The organism is Herbaspirillum sp. Her3 (assembly GCF_057961275.1).
Genome location: NZ_CM176328.1, coordinates 4,375,628 through 4,396,815, shown reverse-complemented (window position 1 = coordinate 4,396,815; position 21,188 = coordinate 4,375,628). Strand labels below are relative to the sequence as shown.

The 21,188-nt window shown below is 61.4% G+C and carries 27 protein-coding genes; 23 read left to right on the top strand and 4 right to left on the bottom strand.

Annotated elements, in window-relative coordinates:
- Nucleotides 1-165 precede the first annotated feature (165 nt).
- The 9 genes from ACVC5H_RS20110 to ACVC5H_RS20070 all read left to right on the top strand — a co-directional run bounded on the left by ACVC5H_RS20110 (nucleotide 166) and on the right by ACVC5H_RS20070 (nucleotide 8,500).
- Nucleotides 166-924 carry an SDR family NAD(P)-dependent oxidoreductase gene (locus tag ACVC5H_RS20110; RefSeq protein ID WP_489619505.1) on the top strand — a complete coding sequence of 253 codons (759 nt, stop codon included), beginning with the start codon at nucleotides 166-168 and terminating at the stop codon, nucleotides 922-924.
- Between the two features lie 60 nt (nucleotides 925-984).
- The gene (locus ACVC5H_RS20105) at nucleotides 985-2,190 is read left to right on the top strand and encodes a patatin-like phospholipase family protein (RefSeq protein WP_489619504.1); all 1,206 of its coding nucleotides are present in this window, start codon (nucleotides 985-987) and stop codon (nucleotides 2,188-2,190) included.
- Between the two features lie 125 nt (nucleotides 2,191-2,315).
- Complete coding sequence (locus ACVC5H_RS20100) at nucleotides 2,316-2,711, top strand: guanyl-specific ribonuclease (protein ID WP_489622736.1); 396 nt, start codon at nucleotides 2,316-2,318, stop codon at nucleotides 2,709-2,711.
- Nucleotides 2,680-3,234, top strand: a complete 555-nt coding sequence (locus ACVC5H_RS20095) for a barstar family protein (RefSeq protein WP_489622735.1) — start codon at nucleotides 2,680-2,682, stop codon at nucleotides 3,232-3,234. The genes ACVC5H_RS20100 and ACVC5H_RS20095 overlap by 32 nt, the downstream gene beginning before the upstream one ends.
- A gap of 100 nt (nucleotides 3,235-3,334) precedes the next feature.
- Nucleotides 3,335-3,946 carry a phosphoribosylglycinamide formyltransferase gene (purN, locus tag ACVC5H_RS20090; RefSeq protein WP_489619503.1) on the top strand — a complete coding sequence of 204 codons (612 nt, stop codon included), beginning with the start codon at nucleotides 3,335-3,337 and terminating at the stop codon, nucleotides 3,944-3,946.
- Between the two features lie 78 nt (nucleotides 3,947-4,024).
- A complete protein-coding gene (locus ACVC5H_RS20085) occupies nucleotides 4,025-5,287 on the top strand; it encodes an RsmB/NOP family class I SAM-dependent RNA methyltransferase (RefSeq protein ID WP_489619502.1) in 1,263 nt (420 codons plus the stop codon).
- Nucleotides 5,284-5,859 carry a phospholipase D family nuclease gene (locus ACVC5H_RS20080; RefSeq protein WP_489619501.1) on the top strand — a complete coding sequence of 192 codons (576 nt, stop codon included), beginning with the start codon at nucleotides 5,284-5,286 and terminating at the stop codon, nucleotides 5,857-5,859. Before ACVC5H_RS20085 ends, ACVC5H_RS20080 begins: the two co-directional genes overlap by 4 nt.
- Before the next feature lie 3 nt (nucleotides 5,860-5,862).
- The gene (locus ACVC5H_RS20075) at nucleotides 5,863-7,221 is read left to right on the top strand and encodes a mechanosensitive ion channel family protein (RefSeq protein ID WP_489619500.1); all 1,359 of its coding nucleotides are present in this window, start codon (nucleotides 5,863-5,865) and stop codon (nucleotides 7,219-7,221) included.
- 82 nt (nucleotides 7,222-7,303) lie between these two features.
- On the top strand, nucleotides 7,304-8,500 hold the full coding sequence (locus ACVC5H_RS20070; protein WP_489619499.1) for a DesA family fatty acid desaturase: 1,197 nt from the start codon (nucleotides 7,304-7,306) through the stop codon (nucleotides 8,498-8,500).
- 299 nt (nucleotides 8,501-8,799) lie between these two features.
- Here ACVC5H_RS20070 and rpmG read toward each other — a convergent pair whose 3' ends face one another.
- The 3 genes from rpmG to radC form a co-directional block, all read right to left on the bottom strand.
- Entirely contained in the window at nucleotides 8,800-8,967 is a 168-nt protein-coding gene (gene rpmG, locus ACVC5H_RS20065) for a 50S ribosomal protein L33 (protein WP_006463731.1), read from the bottom strand.
- Nucleotides 8,968-8,991: 24 nt separating this feature from the next.
- Nucleotides 8,992-9,228, bottom strand: coding sequence for a 50S ribosomal protein L28 (rpmB, locus tag ACVC5H_RS20060; protein WP_006463730.1), 237 nt, complete (start codon nucleotides 9,226-9,228; stop codon nucleotides 8,992-8,994).
- A gap of 206 nt (nucleotides 9,229-9,434) precedes the next feature.
- Complete coding sequence (radC, locus tag ACVC5H_RS20055; protein ID WP_489622734.1) at nucleotides 9,435-10,109, bottom strand: RadC family protein; 675 nt, start codon at nucleotides 10,107-10,109, stop codon at nucleotides 9,435-9,437.
- A gap of 224 nt (nucleotides 10,110-10,333) precedes the next feature.
- On the opposite strand from radC, the gene ACVC5H_RS20050 reads away from it, so the two are divergent.
- The 6 genes from ACVC5H_RS20050 (at nucleotide 10,334) to ACVC5H_RS20025 (ending at nucleotide 16,199) form a co-directional block, all read left to right on the top strand.
- Nucleotides 10,334-10,789 carry an FKBP-type peptidyl-prolyl cis-trans isomerase gene (locus ACVC5H_RS20050; RefSeq protein WP_489619498.1) on the top strand — a complete coding sequence of 152 codons (456 nt, stop codon included), beginning with the start codon at nucleotides 10,334-10,336 and terminating at the stop codon, nucleotides 10,787-10,789.
- A gap of 58 nt (nucleotides 10,790-10,847) precedes the next feature.
- Nucleotides 10,848-11,816, top strand: a complete 969-nt coding sequence (ispH, locus tag ACVC5H_RS20045; RefSeq protein WP_489619497.1) for a 4-hydroxy-3-methylbut-2-enyl diphosphate reductase — start codon at nucleotides 10,848-10,850, stop codon at nucleotides 11,814-11,816.
- A gap of 623 nt (nucleotides 11,817-12,439) precedes the next feature.
- Nucleotides 12,440-13,369, top strand: a complete 930-nt coding sequence (locus ACVC5H_RS20040; protein ID WP_489619496.1) for a branched-chain amino acid ABC transporter permease — start codon at nucleotides 12,440-12,442, stop codon at nucleotides 13,367-13,369.
- An 85-nt stretch (nucleotides 13,370-13,454) separates the two neighbouring features.
- Nucleotides 13,455-14,669, top strand: a complete 1,215-nt coding sequence (locus ACVC5H_RS20035; protein WP_489619495.1) for an ABC transporter permease subunit — start codon at nucleotides 13,455-13,457, stop codon at nucleotides 14,667-14,669.
- A gap of 21 nt (nucleotides 14,670-14,690) precedes the next feature.
- Nucleotides 14,691-15,458, top strand: coding sequence for an ABC transporter ATP-binding protein (locus ACVC5H_RS20030; RefSeq protein WP_489619494.1), 768 nt, complete (start codon nucleotides 14,691-14,693; stop codon nucleotides 15,456-15,458).
- Between the two features lie 15 nt (nucleotides 15,459-15,473).
- Nucleotides 15,474-16,199 carry an ABC transporter ATP-binding protein gene (locus tag ACVC5H_RS20025; protein ID WP_489619493.1) on the top strand — a complete coding sequence of 242 codons (726 nt, stop codon included), beginning with the start codon at nucleotides 15,474-15,476 and terminating at the stop codon, nucleotides 16,197-16,199.
- 124 nt (nucleotides 16,200-16,323) lie between these two features.
- Here ACVC5H_RS20025 and ACVC5H_RS20020 read toward each other — a convergent pair whose 3' ends face one another.
- Nucleotides 16,324-16,788 (bottom strand): ferritin-like domain-containing protein, encoded by a 465-nt coding sequence (locus ACVC5H_RS20020; RefSeq protein WP_489619492.1) that lies wholly within the window; start codon nucleotides 16,786-16,788, stop codon nucleotides 16,324-16,326.
- A gap of 547 nt (nucleotides 16,789-17,335) precedes the next feature.
- Here ACVC5H_RS20020 and ACVC5H_RS20015 point away from each other — a divergent pair.
- From ACVC5H_RS20015 to ACVC5H_RS19980, 8 genes are all read left to right on the top strand, one after another.
- Nucleotides 17,336-17,533, top strand: a complete 198-nt coding sequence (locus tag ACVC5H_RS20015; RefSeq protein ID WP_338718350.1) for a CsbD family protein — start codon at nucleotides 17,336-17,338, stop codon at nucleotides 17,531-17,533.
- Nucleotides 17,534-17,684: 151 nt separating this feature from the next.
- The gene (locus tag ACVC5H_RS20010) at nucleotides 17,685-17,825 is read left to right on the top strand and encodes a hypothetical protein (RefSeq protein ID WP_489619491.1); all 141 of its coding nucleotides are present in this window, start codon (nucleotides 17,685-17,687) and stop codon (nucleotides 17,823-17,825) included.
- Between the two features lie 85 nt (nucleotides 17,826-17,910).
- Entirely contained in the window at nucleotides 17,911-18,225 is a 315-nt protein-coding gene (locus tag ACVC5H_RS20005) for an ElaB/YgaM/YqjD family protein (protein WP_489619490.1), read from the top strand.
- Nucleotides 18,226-18,338: 113 nt separating this feature from the next.
- Entirely contained in the window at nucleotides 18,339-18,902 is a 564-nt protein-coding gene (locus ACVC5H_RS20000; RefSeq protein WP_489619489.1) for a ferritin-like domain-containing protein, read from the top strand.
- Between the two features lie 48 nt (nucleotides 18,903-18,950).
- Nucleotides 18,951-19,163, top strand: coding sequence for a CsbD family protein (locus tag ACVC5H_RS19995; RefSeq protein ID WP_058894511.1), 213 nt, complete (start codon nucleotides 18,951-18,953; stop codon nucleotides 19,161-19,163).
- 166 nt (nucleotides 19,164-19,329) lie between these two features.
- Nucleotides 19,330-19,707, top strand: a complete 378-nt coding sequence (locus tag ACVC5H_RS19990) for a cell envelope biogenesis protein TolA (RefSeq protein WP_489619488.1) — start codon at nucleotides 19,330-19,332, stop codon at nucleotides 19,705-19,707.
- A gap of 147 nt (nucleotides 19,708-19,854) precedes the next feature.
- Nucleotides 19,855-20,184, top strand: coding sequence for a BON domain-containing protein (locus tag ACVC5H_RS19985; protein WP_006464714.1), 330 nt, complete (start codon nucleotides 19,855-19,857; stop codon nucleotides 20,182-20,184).
- Nucleotides 20,185-20,524: 340 nt separating this feature from the next.
- The gene (locus ACVC5H_RS19980; RefSeq protein ID WP_006464715.1) at nucleotides 20,525-21,154 is read left to right on the top strand and encodes a response regulator; all 630 of its coding nucleotides are present in this window, start codon (nucleotides 20,525-20,527) and stop codon (nucleotides 21,152-21,154) included.
- The last annotated feature ends 34 nt before the right edge of the window (nucleotides 21,155-21,188 follow it).

Genomic DNA, 21,188 nt, shown 5'->3' with positions numbered 1-21,188 from the left:
GTCAGCCGTGCGGCGGCATGCGCATAATCTCCCGCACCGCGATGGGCCGGCCTGCATTGCCAGGCTGGCCGATTCGTCAAATAATGCCCCGATGCATCCCATCATCATCGGTTCGCCGGCCAGGCTATCCGCCTTGTTGAGCACCGATAAAAATCAGGAGACTCCATGCGTATCGAAGGAAATGTTTTCATCGTCACCGGCGCGGCGTCCGGCCTGGGCGCCGCGACCGCCCGCATGATCGCCGCAGGCGGCGGCAAGCCGGTGCTGGCTGACCTCAACGAAGAAGCCGGCGGCCAGCTGGCGCAGGAACTGGGCGCCGTCTTCGTGCGCTGCGACGTCAGTTCGGAAGAGGATGCCCAGGCCGTGGTAAGCGCCGCGCAGGCGCTGGGCAGCCTGCGCGGACTGGTCAATTGCGCCGGCATCGCACCGGCCGAGAAGCTGGTGGGCAAGAACGGCGTGCACGGCATGGCCCTGTTCATGAAGACCCTCAACATCAACCTGGTCGGCAGCTTCAACATGGCGCGCTTCGCCGCCGAGGCCATGGCGAAGTCGGAAGCGCAGGAGGATGGCGAGCGCGGCATCATCATCCACACCGCCTCGGTGGCCGCTTACGATGGCCAGATCGGGCAGGTCGCCTATGCCGCCTCCAAGGGCGCCATCGTCGCCATGACCCTGCCGATGGCGCGCGACCTGGCGCGCAGCGGCATTCGCGTCATGACGATTGCCCCCGGTATCTTCGAAACCCCCATGATGCAGGCCATGCCCCAGGAAGTGCGCGATTCGCTGGGCCAGGCCGTGCCGTTCCCGCCACGTCTTGGACGTGCAGCCGAGTATGCGCAGCTGGCCAAGGGCATCATCGAAAACGTGATGTTGAATGGCGAGACCATCCGCCTGGATGGCGCCATCCGCATGCAACCCAAATAAGCGGCATTTGCCTGCCAATTCTTTTGTCCACAGCGGGGGAGCTGCTGATAAGCTCCCCTCATGGAGACAATGGAACACAAAACAGGCTTGATCCTGACCGGTGGCGGTGCGCGGGCGGCATACCAGGTGGGCGTGCTCAACGCCATCTCGATGATCCTGCTCGAAGCCGGCTGGCCGGTACACAGCAATCCCTTCCCCATCATCTGCGGTACCTCGGCCGGAGCCATCAACGGCACCGCGCTGGCCTGCCGCGCCGATGACTTCGGCGAGGCCGTGCGCGAGCTGATGGCGGTGTGGAGCAATTTCCAGGTGGAGCAGGTCTATCGTGCCGATTCGCTGGGCGTGATCCGTTCGGGTGCGCGCTGGCTGTCGCTGTTTTCCTTCGGCTGGCTGCTGCGCAAGTGGCGCGCCAATCCGCCCAATTCCCTGCTGGACAATACCCCGCTGGTGAGCATGCTGCACCGCCTGCTGGACCTGCCGCGCCTGGATGCTGCACTGGCCGAGGGGCAGTTGCATGCGCTGGCAGTCACCGCCTCCTCCTACACCAGCGGCCAGCACATCACCTTCTACCAATGCGCCGAGGAGATCGAACCCTGGCGCCGCACCCAGCGCCTGGCCATGCGCGACCAGATTGGCATCGACCATTTGCTGGCCTCTTCTGCCATTCCCTTCATCTTTCCGGCCATTCCGGTGTACATCGACGGCCGCTGCGAGTATTGCGGGGATGGTTCCATGCGCCAGATCGCGCCGATTTCCCCGGCCATCCACTTGGGGGCCACCAAGGTGCTCATCATCGGCGCCGGCCGCATGGGCGAGAAGGGCGAGCAGGCGCCCACCAATACCCCGCATTACCCCAGCCTGGCCCAGGTGGCCGGGCATGCGATGTCGGGTATCTTCCTCGATGGGCTTTCGGCTGACATCGAACGCATCAACCGCGTCAATCAAACCTTGTCGGTCCTGAACGAAGAGCAGCGCCGTCATACGCCCCTGAAGCCGATCCGCACCCTGGTGATTTCCCCCTCCCAACGCATCGACAGCATCGCCAGCCGCCACGTGGGCGACCTGCCGCGTCCGATCCGCACCATGCTGGGCGGCATCGGCGCCACCGAGGCACGCGGTTCGGCGCTGGCCTCCTACCTGCTGTTTGAACAAAGCTTCACACGCGAGCTGATCGCGCTGGGCCAAAGCGATACCTACGCCAAGCGCGACGAGGTGCTGGCCTTTTTTGAACCGGATACCGCCCGGCTGCTCCAAGCCTCTGCCTGATTTGCTGCCGGTCAAATTCCTGACCTGCCGTGGTTGCCTAGCTGAAAGCAACACGTTACCCTACCGGATACTGTTGCCATTAATTGACAAAACTGCAATTAAGAGAATCAATGCAGATGATGCAGATGCGAGCCCGCTTCATTTCCTCTTTCTTCGCCCGCTATTGGCTGGTGCTGCTGACGGCCTTGATGCTGGCTGCGCCGGTGCAGGCGCGCGGTCCTGCCCCGGGCGAATTGCCGGAGGTCAGCGTGGCGCAACTGCCGCGCGAGGCGCAGCAGACCCTGGCCCTGATCCGTCAGGGCGGCCCCTTCCCGTATGAAAAGGATGGCAGCGTCTTCGGCAACTATGAAGGGGTTTTGCCCAAGCAAAAGCGCGGGTATTATCGCGAATACACCGTCAAGACGCCGCGTGCCCGCAATCGCGGCGCGCGCCGCATCATCAGCGGGGGAGAGCCGGCTTCTTCCGGTGAATACTATTACACCAGCGATCATTACAAGACCTTCAGCCGGATACGCGAGTGATCGCCCCGGGAGCAGGGCAGGGCGCGCAGGCCCTGCTGCAGCCAGCGCCACCCGACAGGTCAGCCCAGCCAGCCACTACAACCAAGACAGCCACACTGCCCCGCCTATGGATACTGAAGGGAAAATGAGTTTGTTCAAAACGGTGCCGCCCAATATCGTGCAATCGATCCGCGCCTTCCGCGTGACCGAGCTGCAGCAGGAGGCCGCGCACCTGCAGCAGCATTTTCTCTATGCCTATTGCGCCGAGGCCGTGACCAAGCAGCAGGTGCTGACCACCATCGCCACCGCTTTTCACTTTCCCCGCCACTTCGGCAAGAATTTCGACGCCCTGCATGATTGCCTCACCGACCTGACTCACAAGGCCGGCAAGCAGATCGGTTTCGTCGTGGTGCTGGAACAACTGCCCAATACCCAGAAATTCGACAAGGAAGCGCGCGAGACGCTGCTGGACGTCTTCCGCGATGCCGCCGATTATTGGGCGGAAAAGAAGGTGCCGTTCCGGGTTTTCTATTCCTTCCAGTGAATAGCAGTAACTATTTGATAAATCTTTTACGCCACGCCACCCCTTTCACATCGTGAAAAACGGCGGCGGACAGGTCCTCAGCAGGTACAATGCGCACACCATGAGAAGCATTGTCATCCTGATTTCCGGACGAGGCAGCAATATGGAAGCCATCGTCCGTGCCGCACAGGCCGAGCGGTGGCCTGCCAGAATCGCCGCCGTCATCAGCAACCGCGCCGACGCCAGCGGCCTGGAATTCGCCGCCAGCCACGGCATTGCCACGGCCGTGATCGCCAACCGCGACTATCCCACGCGCGACCAGTTCGATGCCGCTTTGCGCGAGCAGATCGATAAGTTTGCGCCGGACCTGGTGGTGCTGGCCGGCTTCATGCGGATCCTGACGGCACCGTTCGTCAATCATTACCAGGGCCGCATGCTCAACATCCATCCGTCGCTGCTGCCCAGTTTCCCTGGCCTGGCGACGCACCGCCAGGCACTGGCGGCCGGCGTGAAGCTGCATGGCGCCACCGTGCACTTCGTCACGCCCGACCTCGACCACGGTCCCATCGTGGCCCAGGCGGCGGTGCCGGTGCTGGAGGAGGATAGCGAAGAGACGCTGGCCGAGCGTGTGCTGGAACAGGAACATGTGATCTATCCGCGCGCCGTGCGCTGGTTCGTGCAAGGTCGCCTGGCGCTGGAGGGCGCCCGCGTGCGCCTGGCCGCCGAGGCCTGAACCACAAACGGGCAGGCCAGCAAACGAGCAAGCGCCGCCGCGCAACCCTTATCTTGAATTGAATCTGAAGGACCTAGCATGAGATTGCCTCCCGCGATCATCCCCCATACCGAAGAACTGCTGCGCGAAGTGCTGCGTTTTACCGGCCCGGCCGACGTCACCCTGTCGCGCTATTTCCGCGAGAACCCGCGCCTGGGCAGCCGCGAGCGTGGCGTGATCGCCGAGGCGGTCTATGGCCTGCTGCGCAACAAGACGGTGCTGACCAACTTCGCCGAATCCGGCAGCGGCCCGATGATGCGCCGCCTGGCCCTGCTGGGCCTGGCCGATGCGGTCGGCGCCGAATCCATCGCAGGGCTCCAGGAAGGCGAAGCCGAATGGCTGGAGCGCGTGGCCCAGATCGACCGCACCCAGCTGGCCCCGCAGATGCGCAGCAACCTCCCGCCCTGGTTGTGGGAAAAGCTGGTCGCCCGCATGGGAGAAGAATCCACCCTGCAACTGGCCGATGCCATGAACCGCCCGGCACCGCTGGATCTGCGCGTCAACGCCCTCAAGGCCGACCGCGAAACGGTCATGGCCGAACTGGCCAAGGCCCCGGTGGCTTGCGAGCCGACGCCGTATTCGCCGCTGGGCCTGCGCGTGTTCAAGAAGCCCGCCCTGCAGAATCTGCCGCTGTTCAAGGACGGTGCCATCGAAGTGCAGGATGAAGGCAGCCAGCTGCTGGCCCAGATCGTGGGTGCCAAGCGTGGCGAGATGGTGGTCGATTTCTGCGCCGGTGCCGGTGGCAAGACCCTGGCGCTGGGCGCGCTGATGCGCAATACCGGCCGCCTGTATGCCTTCGACGTCTCCGAAAAGCGCCTGGCCAAGCTCAAACCGCGCCTGGCGCGCAGCGGCTTGTCCAACGTGCATCCGGTGGTGATTGCCCACGAGAACGACGCCAAGGTCAAGCGCCTGGCGGGCAAGCTTGATCGCGTGCTGGTTGATGCGCCCTGCAGCGGCCTGGGCACCCTGCGCCGCAATCCCGACATGAAGTGGCGCCAGACCGTGGAGACGCTCACCGAGATGCGTGCCAAACAAGGCTCCATCCTGGCCAGTGCCGCGCGCCTGGTGCGTCCGGGTGGCCGCCTGGTGTACGGCACCTGCAGCTTCCTGGACGAGGAAAACGATGAAGTCATCGCCGACTTCCTCGCTTCACATCCCGACTTCACGCTGCGCCCGATGAGCGAAGTGCTGGCCGAACAGAAGATTGCGCTGGATACCGGCGACTTCCTCAAGCTGCTGCCGCACCAGCACCAGACGGATGGTTTCTTCGCTGCCGTCCTGGAGCGCCGCGCCGCATCATGATGCGCCGGGTCTGGATGCCTTGCCTGGCCGCCGGCCTGCTGGCGGCGCTTGCCGTCCCCGGCCTGCAGGCCAGGGAAGCCCTGCCGCCGCCACCGGTCGTGGCCGCGCAGGGGACGATCCAGTCCGCCTTTGCACCCTGGGATGACATCGAAGCCCTGATCGTCGGCCAGCTCAATGCGGCGCAGCGCCAGATCCTGATGCAAGCCTACCTGCTGACCAGCCGCCCCATCACCGATGCCCTGGTGGCCGCCCGCAAGCGTGGCATCGACGTGCGCGTGCTGATGGATGCGGGCCAGCTCGACAAGAATTCCGAGGACCGCCTGCGCCAGTTGCGTGCGGCCGGCATTCCGGTCTGGCTGGAAACCGATTACCGCAACGCCCACAACAAGGTCATCATCATCGATGCGGCCTTGCCTACGGCGACCGTCATTACAGGCAGCTACAACTTCACCTGGTCGGCCCAGCACAAGAATGCCGAGAATGTCCTCATCCTCGGCAAGAACCCGCCACTGGCCGCGCGCTACGCCAGCAACTGGCAGCGCCACCGCCAGGATGCGCAAGCGGCACCCTGATCCATGACCGATCATTTCTTTTCCCTGTTCACCGACGTCAGCACCGTCGACCTGCTGCGCCAACTGGTGGTGATTGCGCTCTCGCTGCTGGGCGGCATCGGGTTGTCGCGCTGGCTGCGCGCGCGCTTCGTGTTGCCGGCCGATGGCGAGAAGCAGTCGCTGGTGATGCAGATCGGCGTCAAGAGCTTCGCCCGCGTGCTCTCGCCGCTACTGGCCCTGGGTTTGCTGACGGCGGCCTATCACATCCTGAAGCACGGCCACCATGCCGTCACGCTGTGGGAAATCATGTTCCCGCTGACCATTGCCCAGGTGGCGATGCGCTTCGTGTTCTACGTGTTGCGCGGCATCTTCGTGAAGGATGCGACGGTCGGCGCGCTGCTGCACCTGTCGGAAAAGGTCATCGCGCTGGTGGTCTGGCTGTGCGTGGTGCTGTGGATTACCGGCCTGTGGCCGGATTTCGTCGATTATCTCGATAGCACTACCTTGCCGCTGGCACGCCACAATGTGTCGCTATTGACGATGTTGCAAGGCGCGGCCTCGGTCCTGGTCACCCTCATCATTGCCCTGTGGATAGGCACGGTGCTGGAAAACCGCCTGATGAAGTTCAGCGGCATGCATTCATCGCTGCGCACGGTGGTGGCGCGCATGATGCGGGCCTTGCTGATCCTGATCGCCTTCCTGGTCAGCCTGTCGCTAGTGGGAATTGACCTGACGGTACTGTCGGTCTTCGGTGGCGCGCTGGGTGTGGGTATCGGTCTGGGCCTGCAGAAGATTGCCAGCAGCTATGTGTCCGGCTTCGTGATCCTGCTGGAGCGCAGCATGGTCATCGGCGACATGGTTGCCGTGGATAAATATTTCGGCAAGGTCACCCAGATCAATACCCGCTATACCATCCTCGAAGGCTTGGATGGGATCGAATCGGTGCTGCCGAATGAACTATTTGTCTCCAATCCGGTACAAAACTATTCCTTGACCCATCGCATTGTACGTTTGTCCACACAGCTTACAATTCTGTACCAGGATGATGTGGAAACGGTCTTGGGTATCATGGAACAGGCCGCACTTGGGGTACAACGGGTCTCTCAGCAGACCGCCCCGCAAGCCTTGCTGATCAAGATTGGCGCCGACGGACTGGATCTGGAGCTGGGGTTCTGGATCACCGATCCCGAAAACGGGCGGCTCAATGTGCTGTCCGACGTCAACCGGGCCATCTGGGCTGCCTTCAAGCAACATGGCATCCAGGTGGCGCATCCCAAACGCGACATTCGCATCATGGATGAGCGCAGCTTCCGCCAAAGTACGCGCCAGGAAAATCCTGATGGCCCAGAGACGCAGAATTCGCGTACAATGCCCGGCAATTAAAAGAAAATAAAACCATTTTCACGGAACAAGTAATAATCCTGTTTTGTAGTCCGATAGTTGTTCTCTATTTGGAGTTGTACTGATGACCCTTGATGCGATCCTCGACTTTGTTGCCAACGGCCTGCTGCATGCGTCCGGTTGGCAGATTGTCATTTACACACTGGTGATGACCCACATCACCATCGTGGGCGTGACTCTCTACCTGCATCGTTGCCAGGCGCATCGCGCGCTCGAACTGCACGCGATCCCCAGCCACTTCTTCCGTTTGTGGCTGTGGATGACCACCGGCATGGTGACCAAGGAATGGGCCGCCATCCACCGCAAGCACCACGCCAAGTGCGAGACCGAAGAAGACCCGCACAGCCCGCAGACCCGCGGCATCCAGAAGGTGATGTGGCAGGGCGCCGAGTTGTACCGTTCCGAATCCAGGAATGCCGAGACCATGGAGAAGTTCGGTCACGGCACCCCCGACGACTGGCTGGAACACAACATCTACAGCAAGTACGGCTGGCAGGGCGTGGGCATCATGCTGATCATCGACGTGCTGCTCTTCGGCGCCATCGGCCTGACCGTGTGGGCCGTGCAGATGGCGTGGATCCCGTTCTGGGCCGCTGGCGTGGTCAATGGCCTGGGCCACTTCTGGGGTTACCGCAACTATGACTGCGTGGATGCATCGACCAACCTGTTCCCGATCGGCATCCTGATCGGTGGCGAAGAGATGCACAACAACCACCACACCTTCGGTACCTCGGCCAAGTTCTCGGCCAAGTGGTATGAGTTCGACGTCGGCTGGATGTATATCCGCATCCTCGAAACCTTCGGCCTGGCCAAGGTCAAGAAGGTCCTGCCGGTGCCCAAGTTCGACCGCCAGAAGGCCGTCATCGACTTCGACACCCTGCAGTCGGTCATCGCCAACCGCTACGACGTGACCGCCAAGTACGCGCGTTCCCTCAAGAGCGCCTGGAAGGACGAGCTGGATCACCTGATCGAGAAGGCCAAGCTGGAATCGCGCTTCCTGAAGTCTTCCAAGAAGCTGCTGCAGCGTGAGCCGGGCCGCCTGGAAGACGGCCAGAAGCAGCAACTGTCGGAACTGTTCGCCCACAGCAAGGCGCTGCAGACCATGCATGAGATGCGCATCGAACTGAGCGCCATTTGGGAGCGTTCGCACTCCACCCGCGAACAGCTGCTGCAGCAACTGCAAGACTGGTGCACCCGCGCCGAGGCTTCCGGTGTGAAGGCCCTGCGTGACTTCGCCCTGCGCCTGCGCAGCTACGCCTGACCCTGGCTGGTGAGTCCGATCCTCCGGGGTAAAAGCCGGATGTGAAGGAAAAGAAATGAAAAATCCCCGCAGAGTACTCTGCGGGGATTTTTTTTGAGCCTGCGCCTGCGGGTAGTGAAGCTTCTTGCCAAAAAATGGGAAACCGGAGGAGCGCCTGGCCGACAGGCATGTGCAGCTGCTGCTCCCCTGACCCTGCAGCGCTGTCAGGCATGGCGCCCGGCCAGGCCATGCCGCCGGCAGCAGGCAACAAAAAACCCGCAGAGTGCTCTGCGGGTTTTTCATCGGGATACCGGGATCAATTACTTGATCTTGGTTTCCTTGTATTCCACGTGCTTGCGTGCCTTGGGATCGAACTTCATGATGCTGATCTTTTCGGGCGTAGTACGCTTGTTCTTGGTGGTGGTGTAGAAGTGACCAGTACCTGCGGTCGACTCCAGTTTGATTTTGTCGCGGCCGGATTTCGCCATGATAGATTTCCTTTACTCTGCTAATTAGACTTTTTCGCCACGAGCACGCAGATCGGCCAGAACGGCATCGATGCCGATCTTGTCGATCACGCGCAGGCCGGCGTTGGACAAACGCAGCGAAACCCAGCGGTTCTCGGATTCGACGAAAATGCGGCGGTTCTGCAGGTTGGGCAGGAAACGACGCTTGGTCTTGTTGTTTGCATGGGAAACGTTGTTGCCGACCATCGGCCCCTTCCCGGTGACTTGGCAGACACGTGCCATGTGAGACTCCTTAAAAATTTCCGAATTTGGGAAAAACGAGAGTATATGGAAAAAACTCAGGTTTTTCAATGACTTGCGAAAAACAATTGTGTCTTGTTGTGCGCGGTTGATTTAACAATTTCGGAAACATTGTTTCGCGGGCTCCGCCCCGTCGGGCGCTATCCCAGTCCCGGCAAGGGTTTGCGGCCTGTTGGCGAGGCTTGGTATCAAGTCTGGGCGTGATGGGCGATGGAGTACAGGCGTGTCCCGGCGACCACGACATGATCCAGCAACTCCACCTCAATGAGCGCCAGTGCCTGCTTGAGCGTGCCCGTCAGGCGCAGGTCTGCCTCGCTGGGCTGCGGGCAGCCGGAGGGGTGATTGTGGGCCACGATGACCGAGGCGGCGTTATGGCGCAGCGCGGCCTTGACCACTTCACGCGGATAAACCACCGTATGGTTCAGCGTGCCTCTGAACATTTCTTCCGTAGCGAGCAACTGGTTGCGCATGTTCAGGAAGAGGGCGACGAAACATTCATGTTCCTTGCCGGCGAAGATCAGCTTGAGATATTCGCCCACGGCCCGGGTGGAGTTGAGGGCCGACTCTTCCTTCAGATTGGCGTTGATGGCGCGCTTGGCCAGCTCCAGGGAGGCCGATATCTGCGCGCATTTGGCCGGGCCAAGGCCGCTGCCCAGGGTTGGATCCCGTTGGGCTGCATTGCACAGTGCCCCCAGCGAGCCGAAACGCTGCAGCAGGTCCATGGCCACCTCCATCACGGTCTTGCCCGGTGTGCCCACCCGCAGGAAGATCGCCAGCAATTCCGCGTCCGAGAGGGCTGCAGGGCCCCACTCCAGCAGGCGTTCGCGTGGCCGCTGGTCCTTGGGCCAATCGATGATGGTCATGGTCATGATGTGAATCTCCTTTGCACTTGAGAGGGGATACTGCGGACGACCCCGCCCGGGATCGCGCCAAAAGAATATGAACACCGCTGCAGTGCGCTTGCGCCGCCGCAAGGAAGCGACCGATGCTGCATCCGGCCACTGCACCAGGATGCAGCCGTCGGCGGCGTATCGGCCCAACGTGGCTTACAATAGCGGGCTCTTGTGCATCTTCCCGTTTCCCAGCCATGTCCAGCCCAACCGTTCCCGTCGTCACCGAAAACGCCTACCTCACCCTGCATTACCGCCTGGCCTCGCTGGATGGCGAAGATATCGTCAGCACCTTCAACGAAAACCCGGCCACCCTGCAGTTCGGCCAGGGCCAGCTGGCGCCTTTCCTGGAGAGCTGCCTGCTGGGCCTGCCCGAGGGCACGCACCAGACTTTCGAGCTGAGCCCGGAGCAGGCTTTCGGTGCGCGCAGCGATGAGCTGATCCAGCGCATCTCCCGCGCCACCCTGGAAGAAAACTCGTCCATGGACGAGCAGTACCGCGTCGGTGATCTGGTCGATTTCGCCGCCCCCGGTGGCGGCCGCTTTGCCGGCATCCTGCGAGCGATTGATGATGATGGCGCAATTTTCGACTTCAATCACCCGCTGGCCGGGCAAACGCTGAAGTTCGAAGTAAAAATCATCGGAATCCTGTAATCGCCTCGTCATTTGGCGAGATGACCCTCGCAATGTTTTGAAGAATCAAGGAATTACCATGACCATGGAACAAGCCGACTCCGAAATCCTGCTGGCCCAGCCCCGTGGTTTCTGTGCGGGCGTGGACCGCGCCATCGAGATCGTCGAGCGCGCGCTGATGCAGTTCGGCGCGCCCATCTACGTGCGCCACGAAATCGTGCACAACGCCTATGTGGTCAACGACCTGCGGGCCAAGGGTGCGGTCTTCATCGAGGAACTGGCCGACGTGCCGGCCGGCAATACGGTCATCTTCTCGGCGCACGGTGTATCCAAGGCGATCCAGGCCGAGGCGGCCGAGCGTGGCCTGACGGTGTTTGATGCCACCTGCCCGCTGGTCACGAAAGTGCATATGGAAGTGGCCAAGATGCGCCGCGAAGGCCGTGAAATAATCATGATCGGCCACGCCGGCCACCCCGAGGTCGAAGGCACCATGGGCCAGACCGAAGCCGGCATGCACCTGGTGGAAACGGTGGAAGACGTGGAGCGCCTGCAGGTGGCCGATCCCGGGCTGCTGGCCTATGTCTCCCAGACCACGCTGTCGGTGGACGACACGGCCGACATCATCGCGGCCCTGCGCGCACGCTTCCCGGCCATTGCCGAACCCAAGAAGGGCGACATCTGCTACGCCACCACCAACCGCCAGGAGGCCGTCAAATTCATGGCCCCGCAGGTGGACGTGGTGATCGTGGTGGGCAGTCCCAACAGCTCCAATTCGAACCGCTTGCGCGAGTTGGCCGAGAAGAAGGGCGTGCCGGCCTTCATGGTCGACAACGCTGCCCTGATCGATCCGCAATGGATCGCCGGACGCCAGCGCATCGGCGTGACGGCCGGTGCATCGGCACCGGAGGTGCTGGTGCAGGCCGTGATCGATCGCATCAAGGAAATCGGCGCCCGCAGCGTGCGCGTCCTGGACGGTATTGAAGAAAACGTCACCTTCCCCCTGCCCAAGGGCTTGGGAGCGCGCACCTCGTCGGCCGAGTCGGCCTGAGTCCCGTAAACCGATGTGATGAAATATGAATGTCCGGGCAGAAAAGCCGCCCGGCGTTTGCGCAAACAGGTCCGCTGATGCGGGCCTGTTTCATTTCCGCGAGAGTTGTTGTGAATATGTACGGCGATTCATTGGTCTTACCGCACTTTCTTCTGTAACAGGCGATTGTTTGTGCTCGATTGTTGGAATCTTCTGCGTATAATTCCGCACCATTATCGACGGACCGCCCAAAAGGCGGCCGAGCGCTAGCCCTCACCAAAGTGGGCAGGGCGCCGCCAAGGCGGCGTCATTCAGAGACGGGAGACATTCATATGCAAGAGCATCTGCGCACCGGCCCCGCCCGGTGCCTCCGGCGAAGACCTCCCGGGCGCGCGCCCAGCCGGCGCGCCGCCCCTAGCCCCAGCCCCAGGGGTTGCCGCGGCAACAGCGGCTGATTTCCGATTTGACCGACCCTGCCATCAAGTCCGCTTGAGGGGAGCGCATTCACCCTTTTTATGAAGAGTGATAACGCGCTCCCGACTGTCGGGAACGGATTTTGCTAATCGACATGCTTTCGCGCGGTGTCCGCTTTGGTGCAGACCCACGTGTTTTTCTTGTTATCCATTTAGATCGAAGAGTTATTCATGGACATTTTCATCCAGCAGATCATCAACGGATTGGTGCTAGGCAGCATGTACGCACTGATCGCCCTGGGTTACACCATGGTGTACGGGGTGCTGAACCTGATCAACTTTGCCCACGGCGACATCCTGATGGTCGGGGCCATGGTTGGCCTGTCGCTCCTCAAATTGGTGCAACAGGTGGCGCCTGAGCTGCCGGGCATCGTCAAGCTGATCATCGCCATCGTTGGTGCCATTCCGGTGTGCGTGATCGTGAGCCTGTTGATCGAGCGCATCGCCTACCGTCCGCTGCGCAATGCACCGCGCCTGGCCCCGCTGATCACCGCCATCGGCGTGTCGATCCTGCTGCAGACCTTTGCCATGATGATCTGGGGCCGCAGCCCGCTGCCGTTCCCGCAGATCATGCCCTCGACTCCGGTCAACATCGCCGGTGCCCTGATCTCGCCGACCCAGATCATGCTGCTGATCCTGGCCCTGGCCGCGATGATCGGCCTGGTGCTGATCGTGGAAAAGACCAAGATGGGCCGCGCCATGCGCGCCACCGCCGAGAACCCGCGCATTGCGGGCTTGATGGGCGTGGACGCCAACCGCGTCATCATCGTCACCTTCGGCATCGGTGCGGCGCTGGCCGCGATCGCCGGCGTGATGTGGGCCGCCAACTACTCCACCGCACAATTCGCCATGGGCTTCGTACCGGGCCTGAAGGCCTTCTCGGCCGCAGTGCTGGGCGGTATCGGCAACATCTACGGTGCCATGCTGGGCGGCATCCTGCTGGGCCTGATCGAAAGCCTGGGCGCCGGCTACATCGGCGACCTGACCGGCAACTTCCTGGGCAGCAACTACCAGGACATCTTCGCCTTCATCGTGCTGATCATCGTGCTGACCCTGCGCCCGTCCGGGATCATGGGTGAGCGTGTGGCAGATCGCGCATAAGTTTTAAGTTTTAAAGTCTCAAAAACTTAAAAACGAATACTTAAAAGTTTAGAAAACAGAACTTAGAAAATCGGAAGAGAACACTATGGCTCTCATGACCTTCGACATGAAGCGCAACCCCCAACAGGCCCGCATCAGCCTGCTGGTGCTGTTGGCGCTGATGATCATCTTCCCCATGATCGCCCAGCAGTTCGGCAATTCGTGGGTGCGCATCATGGATATGGCGCTGCTCTACATCATGCTGGCCCTGGGCCTGAACGTGGTGGTGGGTTTTGCCGGCCTGCTGGACCTGGGCTACATCGCCTTCTATGCCATCGGTGCGTACAGCACCGGCTTGCTGGCCTCGCCCCAGTTTGCGCAGGTGATCGAATCCTTCGTCAACACCTATCCGTCCATCGGCAATTTCCTGGTCTGGCTGTGCGGTCCGCAGATCGTGCAGAACGGCATCCACCTCTCGCTGTGGCTGATCGTACCGATCTCGGGCGTGCTGGCGGCGATCTTCGGGGCCCTGCTGGGCGCTCCGACCCTGAAGCTGCGCGGTGACTACCTGGCCATCGTGACGCTGGGCTTCGGCGAGATCATCCGTATCTTCATGAACAACCTCAACGCGCCGGTCAACATCACCAACGGTCCGCAGGGCATCAACCTGATCGATCCGATCCGCGTGTTCGGCGTGTCGCTGGCCGGCGAGCCGGGTTCGGGTTCGATGGTCAAGGTGTTGGGCATGAGCCTGCCCTCGGTCAACGCGTATTACTACCTGTTCCTGGTGCTGTGCATCTTCGTGATCTTCTTCTCCAGCCGCCTGCAGGATTCCCGCCTGGGCCGCGCCTGGGTCGCGATCCGCGAAGACGAGATCGCTGCCAAGGCGATGGGCATCAATACCCGCAACGTCAAGCTGCTGGCTTTCGCCATGGGTGCTTCGTTTGGTGGCGTGGCCGGTGCCATGTTCGGTGCCTTCCAGGGCTTCGTTTCGCCGGAATCCTTCTCCCTGACCGAATCCATCGCCGTGCTGGCCATGGTGGTGCTGGGCGGTATCGGCCACATCCCTGGCGTGGTGCTGGGGGGCGTGATCCTGGCAGCGCTGCCGGAAGTGCTGCGCCACGTGGTGGAGCCGCTGCAGATGGCGATCTTCGGCCGTGTGTGGATCGATGCGGAAGTGCTGCGCCAGCTGCTCTACGGCCTGGCCATGGTCATCATCATGCTGACCCGTCCGGCCGGCCTGTGGCCCTCGCCGCGCCATGAAGACCGTCCCGAAGTGGACCATACCAAAGTCGGCACCACCGGCGAAGTCAAAGCCTAAGCCATATCAGGAGCACAGAACATGACACAAACACTGCTCAAGATCCGTGACGTCAGCAAGCGTTTCGGCGGCCTGCAAGCCTTGAACGGCGTGGGCATCACCATCGAGCGCGGCCAGATCTATGGCCTGATCGGCCCCAACGGCGCCGGCAAGACCACCTTCTTCAACGTCATCACGGGCCTGTATCAACCCGATACCGGCACCTTCGAACTGGACGGCAAGCCCTATTCGCCGAGCGCCCCGCACGAAGTGGCCAAGGCCGGCATCGCCCGGACCTTCCAGAACATTCGCCTCTTCGGTGAAATGACCGTGCTGGAAAACGTGATGGTCGGTTGCCACGTGCGCACCAAGCAGAACGTCTTCGGTGCGGTGTTCCGCCACAAGGCTGCGCGTGAGGAAGAAGCGGCGATCCGCGCGAAGTCGCAGCACCTGCTGGACTTCGTGGGCATCGGCCAGTTCTCCAAGCGCACTGCGCGCCACCTGTCGTATGGCGACCAGCGCCGCCTGGAAATCGCTCGTGCCCTGGCGACCGATCCGCAACTGCTGGCGCTGGATGAACCGGCGGCCGGCATGAACGCCACCGAGAAGCTGGGCCTGCGCGAGCTGCTGGTGAAGATCCAGGCCGAAGGCAAAACCATCCTGCTGATCGAACACGATGTGAAGCTGATGATGGGCCTGTGCAATCGCATCACCGTGCTGGACTACGGCAAGCCGATTGCCGAGGGCGTACCGGCCGACGTGCAGAAGAACCCGGCCGTGATTGAAGCCTACCTGGGCGCCGGACATTAAGCGAGACCACAGAACATGACAACCAATATCCTCAAAGTCGAACAACTGAGCGTGGCCTATGGCGGCATCCAGGCCGTCAAGGGCATCAGCCTGGAGGTCAACGATGGTGAGCTGGTCACCCTGATCGGCGCCAATGGCGCCGGCAAGACCACGACCCTTAAAGCCATCACCGGCACGCTGCCCAGCAGCAAGGTGGATGGTCACATCTACTATCTCGGCAATCCGTTGAAGGGCAAGAAGTCCTTCGAGCTGGTCAAGGACAAGCTGGCGATGGTGCCGGAAGGTCGTGGCGTCTTTACGCGCATGAGCATCCAGGAAAACCTGCTCATGGGCGCCTACACCAGCAATGACAAGGGCCAGATCCAGGCCGACATCGACCGCTGGTTCGAGGTCTTCCCGCGCCTGAAGGAACGTGCGGCGCAGATGGCGGGTACGCTCTCGGGTGGTGAGCAGCAGATGCTGGCGATGGCGCGTGCGCTGATGAGCCATCCCAAGCTGCTGCTGCTGGATGAACCTTCGATGGGCCTGTCGCCGATCATGGTGGAGAAGATCTTTGAAGTGATCCGCAATGTGTCGGCCCAGGGCATCACGATCCTGCTGGTGGAACAGAACGCCAAGCTGGCGCTGGAGGCGGCGCATCGCGGCTATGTGATGGAGTCGGGCCTCATTACCATGGAAGGGCAGGCCAAGCAGATGCTGGATGATCCGCGGGTGAAGGCGGCTTATCTGGGAGAAGGCTAAGGCAGTGCGCTGACAAGATTTGCATAAATGATATAAATCATTTACGGAAAATCAGGTCGACAATGAAAAAACGCAGCCAAGGCTGCGTTTTTTTTCGTCCTCAGCGAGAGGAAGAATCCTCTCCTCAAGCCGTCTTGCGCGCCCGCACCTCATTGCGCAGGCTGCGCACCTTGTCGTGATTGGCCAGCACGCCCTGGTACTGGCGTTCGACGATGAGCCGGATATCGGTCGGCAGATCCTCGCTCAAGGCCTTGCGATAGGCATTGACGGCGGCATCCTCGCCGCGTTCGCATTCTTCGAGGATGCTTTCGTCATCGCGTCCCGTGATGGCGGTCTTCAGGTTGACCCACTGGCGATGCAAGGTGCCGCCCAAGGTGCTGTGGCTGGCCGGTTCGCCGCCCAGGCGCCGCACCAGGTCCTGCAGATCCAGCGCGGCCTGCGCACAGTCGGTGGCGCGCTGCATGAAGGTTTCCTTGTAGGGAATGTAGCGCTCCTGGGCATCGTCGGCACAGGCGCGGAAGCCCTTTTCGCCATCGATGGAAATCTGGATCAGGTCATTCAGGGTGGAGATGAGGTGGTCATTGTTCATGTTGCCCTCCTTTCTTGTCGGCCGCCCGTCGCAGCGCGGCCGGGTGGTAGCGGGTGGTCAATGGACGAAGAAGTAGATCAGTACCAGCAGAAAAGCGGGAACGCCGCACAGCCACGCCAGGAAATACTTGCCCATGATGTTCTCCTTGTCGATAGTGGGGATGGTCAATGCACGCAATCCGGGAAGCGGGACCGTCGTTGCACATGTCCATCCTAGGAGCCTGGCCGACCGAATTCCATCGGACGGCGGCGCAAGCCCCTGTAGGAGGCGGCCGTGCTTTTGCCTGCCGCAAGCGCTACGGTGCAGATTGCCTGACCCGCCGCAACTCCAATCCCCACAAGGCTTTCCGCTTTGTCCTACAAGACAATCGGCCGCCGTCCTATAGAGCCGGACAGTAGCTGCTCGCTATCATTTTTCCCATGATGTCGAGGCACACCGGGACAACTGCAACCCCTGCAACCGGCCCCGCTGACCTGAACATCCCCACGCAAGACCTGTGTTGCACCTTGAAATCCATGTTGAACCCTTGACCACGAGGAAACGCATCATGAACAAGAAGACGATCACCGGCCAGTTCAACTTTGCGCTGGGCAAGTTCCAGGAAAGCGTGGGATCGGTATTGGGCAACGTGCAGCTGCAGCGCGCCGCCCAGCGCCGCCAGATGGACGGCCGCATCCTGCACGCCGTCGGCGAGGCGCAGGACCTGATCAAACGCTCCCTGCGCCAGCGCGCAGGTTCGCTGTGAACGCAAGCAGATCAGGGCGTTGAACATTTTCGTTCAACCAGCTGTGCATTGATGCACAGCGCTGACGCAGCGCAACAGGTGGCGATGGGGCCTTTGTCCTACACGGCAATCGGTCTGGCACCGATACAAAGCGCAACAAGGCATCGGTATCTTGCACCTGACTCGCCAAGAGAAAGCACAACGCATCAGCGCAAGACCAAGAGCAAGGGAGATGACCATGGACAAGCTCGTACTCGGATGGCTTCTGGGCGTGCCGGTGCTGATGCTGATCGTGCTGCAGTACCTGATGTGAGCAGCGCCCGAGCGCGCCGCACGCCGGGTGGCCGGGCCAGCCCCGCCGACCCGGTCAACCCGTAACGAATTCAAGGAGGGCAAGCATGCAAGCCAACAAGTTCAAGACCGTCCGTACCGATGTGCAATCGCTGTTGCAGCAGGCACAGGACATGTTCGCCGAAGCCGCCAACGCCACCGGCAAGAAAGCCGATGACCTGCGCGCCGGCGCCCAGGCCCTGCTGGAGCAGGCATTGAATACCGCCCAGGATGCGCAGGCCGCCGTGATCGAAACGGGCCGCCAGGTGGTCACTACCACCGACGATTACGTGCAGTCCAACCCGTGGCGTGCGATTGCCATCGGCACCGGCATTGGCCTGTTGGTCGGTCTGGCGGTGGGCCGCTGCGCAGATCGCTACTGAGTCCACGCATTTTTCCCGGAACCCGGCGCTGCCCGCCCGCATGCCGGATCCAGCCAGGCGCGCCACTGCCCCCGCAGCGTGTAGCGCATTAGTCAAGAAACCGGAGAGAAGGAATGACCATGACCAAGAATCCCCCACAGACTAGCGTCAAGAGCAAGCAGGCCTTCCACCTCGACAAGGAGGCCATCCGCGCCGCCGCCAGCAAGATCGATGACGGTGCCGTCACCGAAGGCTATCGCGGCAACCGCGAAGAAGTGGTGGCGATGTTGAACGATGCCCTGGCCACCGAGCTGCTGTGCGTGATGCGCTACAAGCGCCATTACTACACCGCCAAGGGCCTCGATGTCGAAGCCATCAAGGGCGAGTTCCTGCAGCACGCCCAGGAAGAACAAAGCCACGCCGACCAGATTGCCGAGCGCATCGTGCAGCTCAATGGCGAGCCCGATTTCAATCCCAGGACCATCGCCGAGCGCAGCCATGCGCAATACGACGAGTCCGGGGACATCAAGGACATGATCCGCGCCAACCTGGTGGAAGAGCGCGTGGCCATCGAAGCCTATCGCCAGATGATCGAACGCATCGGCGACGACGACCCCACCACCAAGCACCTGCTGATCCAGATCATGGCACAGGAAGAGGAACATGCCGACGACATGAGCGATCTGCTGGGCCTGTAATCCGGCTGGCACCGGATCCATTCCATCCATCACTACAAGGAGAGCAACATGAACTGGGACATCGTGGAAGGCAACTGGAAGCAATTCAAGGGCAAGGCCAAGGAGCAATGGGGCAAGCTGACCGACGACGACCTGGACGTCATCGCCGGCAAGCGTGACCAGCTGGCCGGCCGTGTGCAGGAAGCCTATGGCGTGAGCAAGGACGAAGCCGAAAAGCAGATCCGCGACTGGGAAGACCGCAACAAGGACTGGCGTCAATAAGCACCCCGCAGTCGTAGCGTCGCCGCAGTGTGCGCAGCCACCGTGGCGACGGCAAGGAGTTGGAGTGAGTGTGAGTGAAGGTGCAGGACGCAGGCCGGTCATCTGCCGGCCTGCATAAGAATACGGCCCACGGCCGCAACCCAAGCAAACCATGAGGAAGGACACAATGAAAAAAATCATCGCAACCATGATCTTCGGTGCAGCCGCCATCGGCCTGCAAGGCGCAGCATTCGCAGCCGATCCGGCCGCCTCCCAGTACAAGGCCGACAAATCCAGGGCCGATGCCGACTACAAGGCGGCCAAGAAGAAGTGCAGTCCGATGAAGGGCAACGACAAGGACGTCTGCGAGAAGGAAGCCAAGGCCGCCCACGAATCGGCCATCGCTGATGCCAAGGCCAAGCGCAAGGGCGCCGAAGCCGACAAGGACGCGCAAAAGGACAAGAACGACGCCAACTATGACGTCGCCAAGGAAAAGTGCGACGCCATGAGCGGCGACGCCAAGGACAAGTGCGTGGCCAACGCCAAGGCCAAGTACGGCAAATAATTCCCCTCAAGCAAGGCCCCTCCTGCGCCTGAGAGCGCGGTCGATCCGCACCGGGCACGGTGCGCGGGCGGATCGGCAACCCGCAAGACCATTTCGTTCCCGATGCGATCACCTGATTGCCGAACACAACCTCAAAGGAGTTTCATCATGTCGCTGACCAAAATGTCCCTGACCAAGCGTTTCCTCGGTTTCTTCCTGGCCCTGTTCATGGTGTCCCTGGTGGGCTGCGCATCCAGCCCGGGCAAGGAAGGCACCGGCGAATACGTCGATGATGCCGTCATCACCACCAAGGTGAAGGCTGCCATCTTCAACGAACCGAACCTGAAGTCCTCCGAAATCAACGTTGAAACCTACAAGGGCGTGGTCCAGCTCTCCGGCTTCGTCTCCAGCTCGACCTCCGCTGCCCGCGCCACCGAACTGGCGCGCGGCGTCAAGGGTGTGGTCTCGGTGCGTAATGATCTGCGCCTGAAGCAGTAAGCCCGGGAACTTGCAAGCGCGCGGCCGGTCTCTTGACCGGTCCGCGCTTGCCTGCTTGCGGACTTGCCGCTCGCAAAGCGCATCGAAACGATCCGGTGCGTTTCGCCAGCAGACAGGTCAGGGTCTGTCAGGTATAGTTGGAATCCGTTGCTGCCAGGCAGGGGCAGGCCACCGGCCTGTCAGGACAGGGAGGCAGTGGCGCTGGCTGAGGCCACGCCTGCTTTGACTATCGATTGCCGTACCGGATCGGTAGGCGGCACGCAGACACAGAGTACAAACATAAAACAGCTCCAAGCAGCGCCGACGGCGCTGGCGTTTCAATTCACCGCTCAAACATGCCATGACAAAAATACTTGTAGTCGATGACCACGCGGTCGTACGCGCAGGTGTGCACCACTTCATTTCGGAAATTCCGTCGATGGAAATCGGCGGCGAGGCCAGCACGGCGGAAGAAGCCATCCGTCTGGTGCGCACCCAGGATTGGGATATCGTGCTGCTCGATATCGCCATGCCCGACAAGAGTGGCGTGGAAGTCTTGAAGCAGATCAAGCGTGAAAAGCCGGAATTGCCCGTGCTGATGCTGTCGATGCACCCCGAGAGCCGCTATGCGGTGCAGGTGCTGCGCAGCGGCGCTTCCGGCTATGTGCAGAAGGAAGCGTTGGCCACCGAACTGGTCAACGCCATCAATACCATCCTGCGCGGTCACAAGTACATCAGCTACGGCGTGGCCGAGCTGCTCACCAGCGAGCCGGTGGATTCCGAGAAGCCGCTGCATGAGACCCTCTCGCAGCGCGAGTACGAAATTTTCTACAAGCTGGGCCAGGGCCAGGGCGTGACGCAAATCGCCGACGAACTGTGCCTGTCGGTCAAGACGGTCAGCACCTATCGTTCGCGGGTGCTGCAGAAGATGAGCATGACCAACAACGCGGACATCATTTATTACGCGATCAAGAACAACCTGATCGACTGAGCCTGGCACCCCGGGCGGCAGGCAAGGAAGAGTG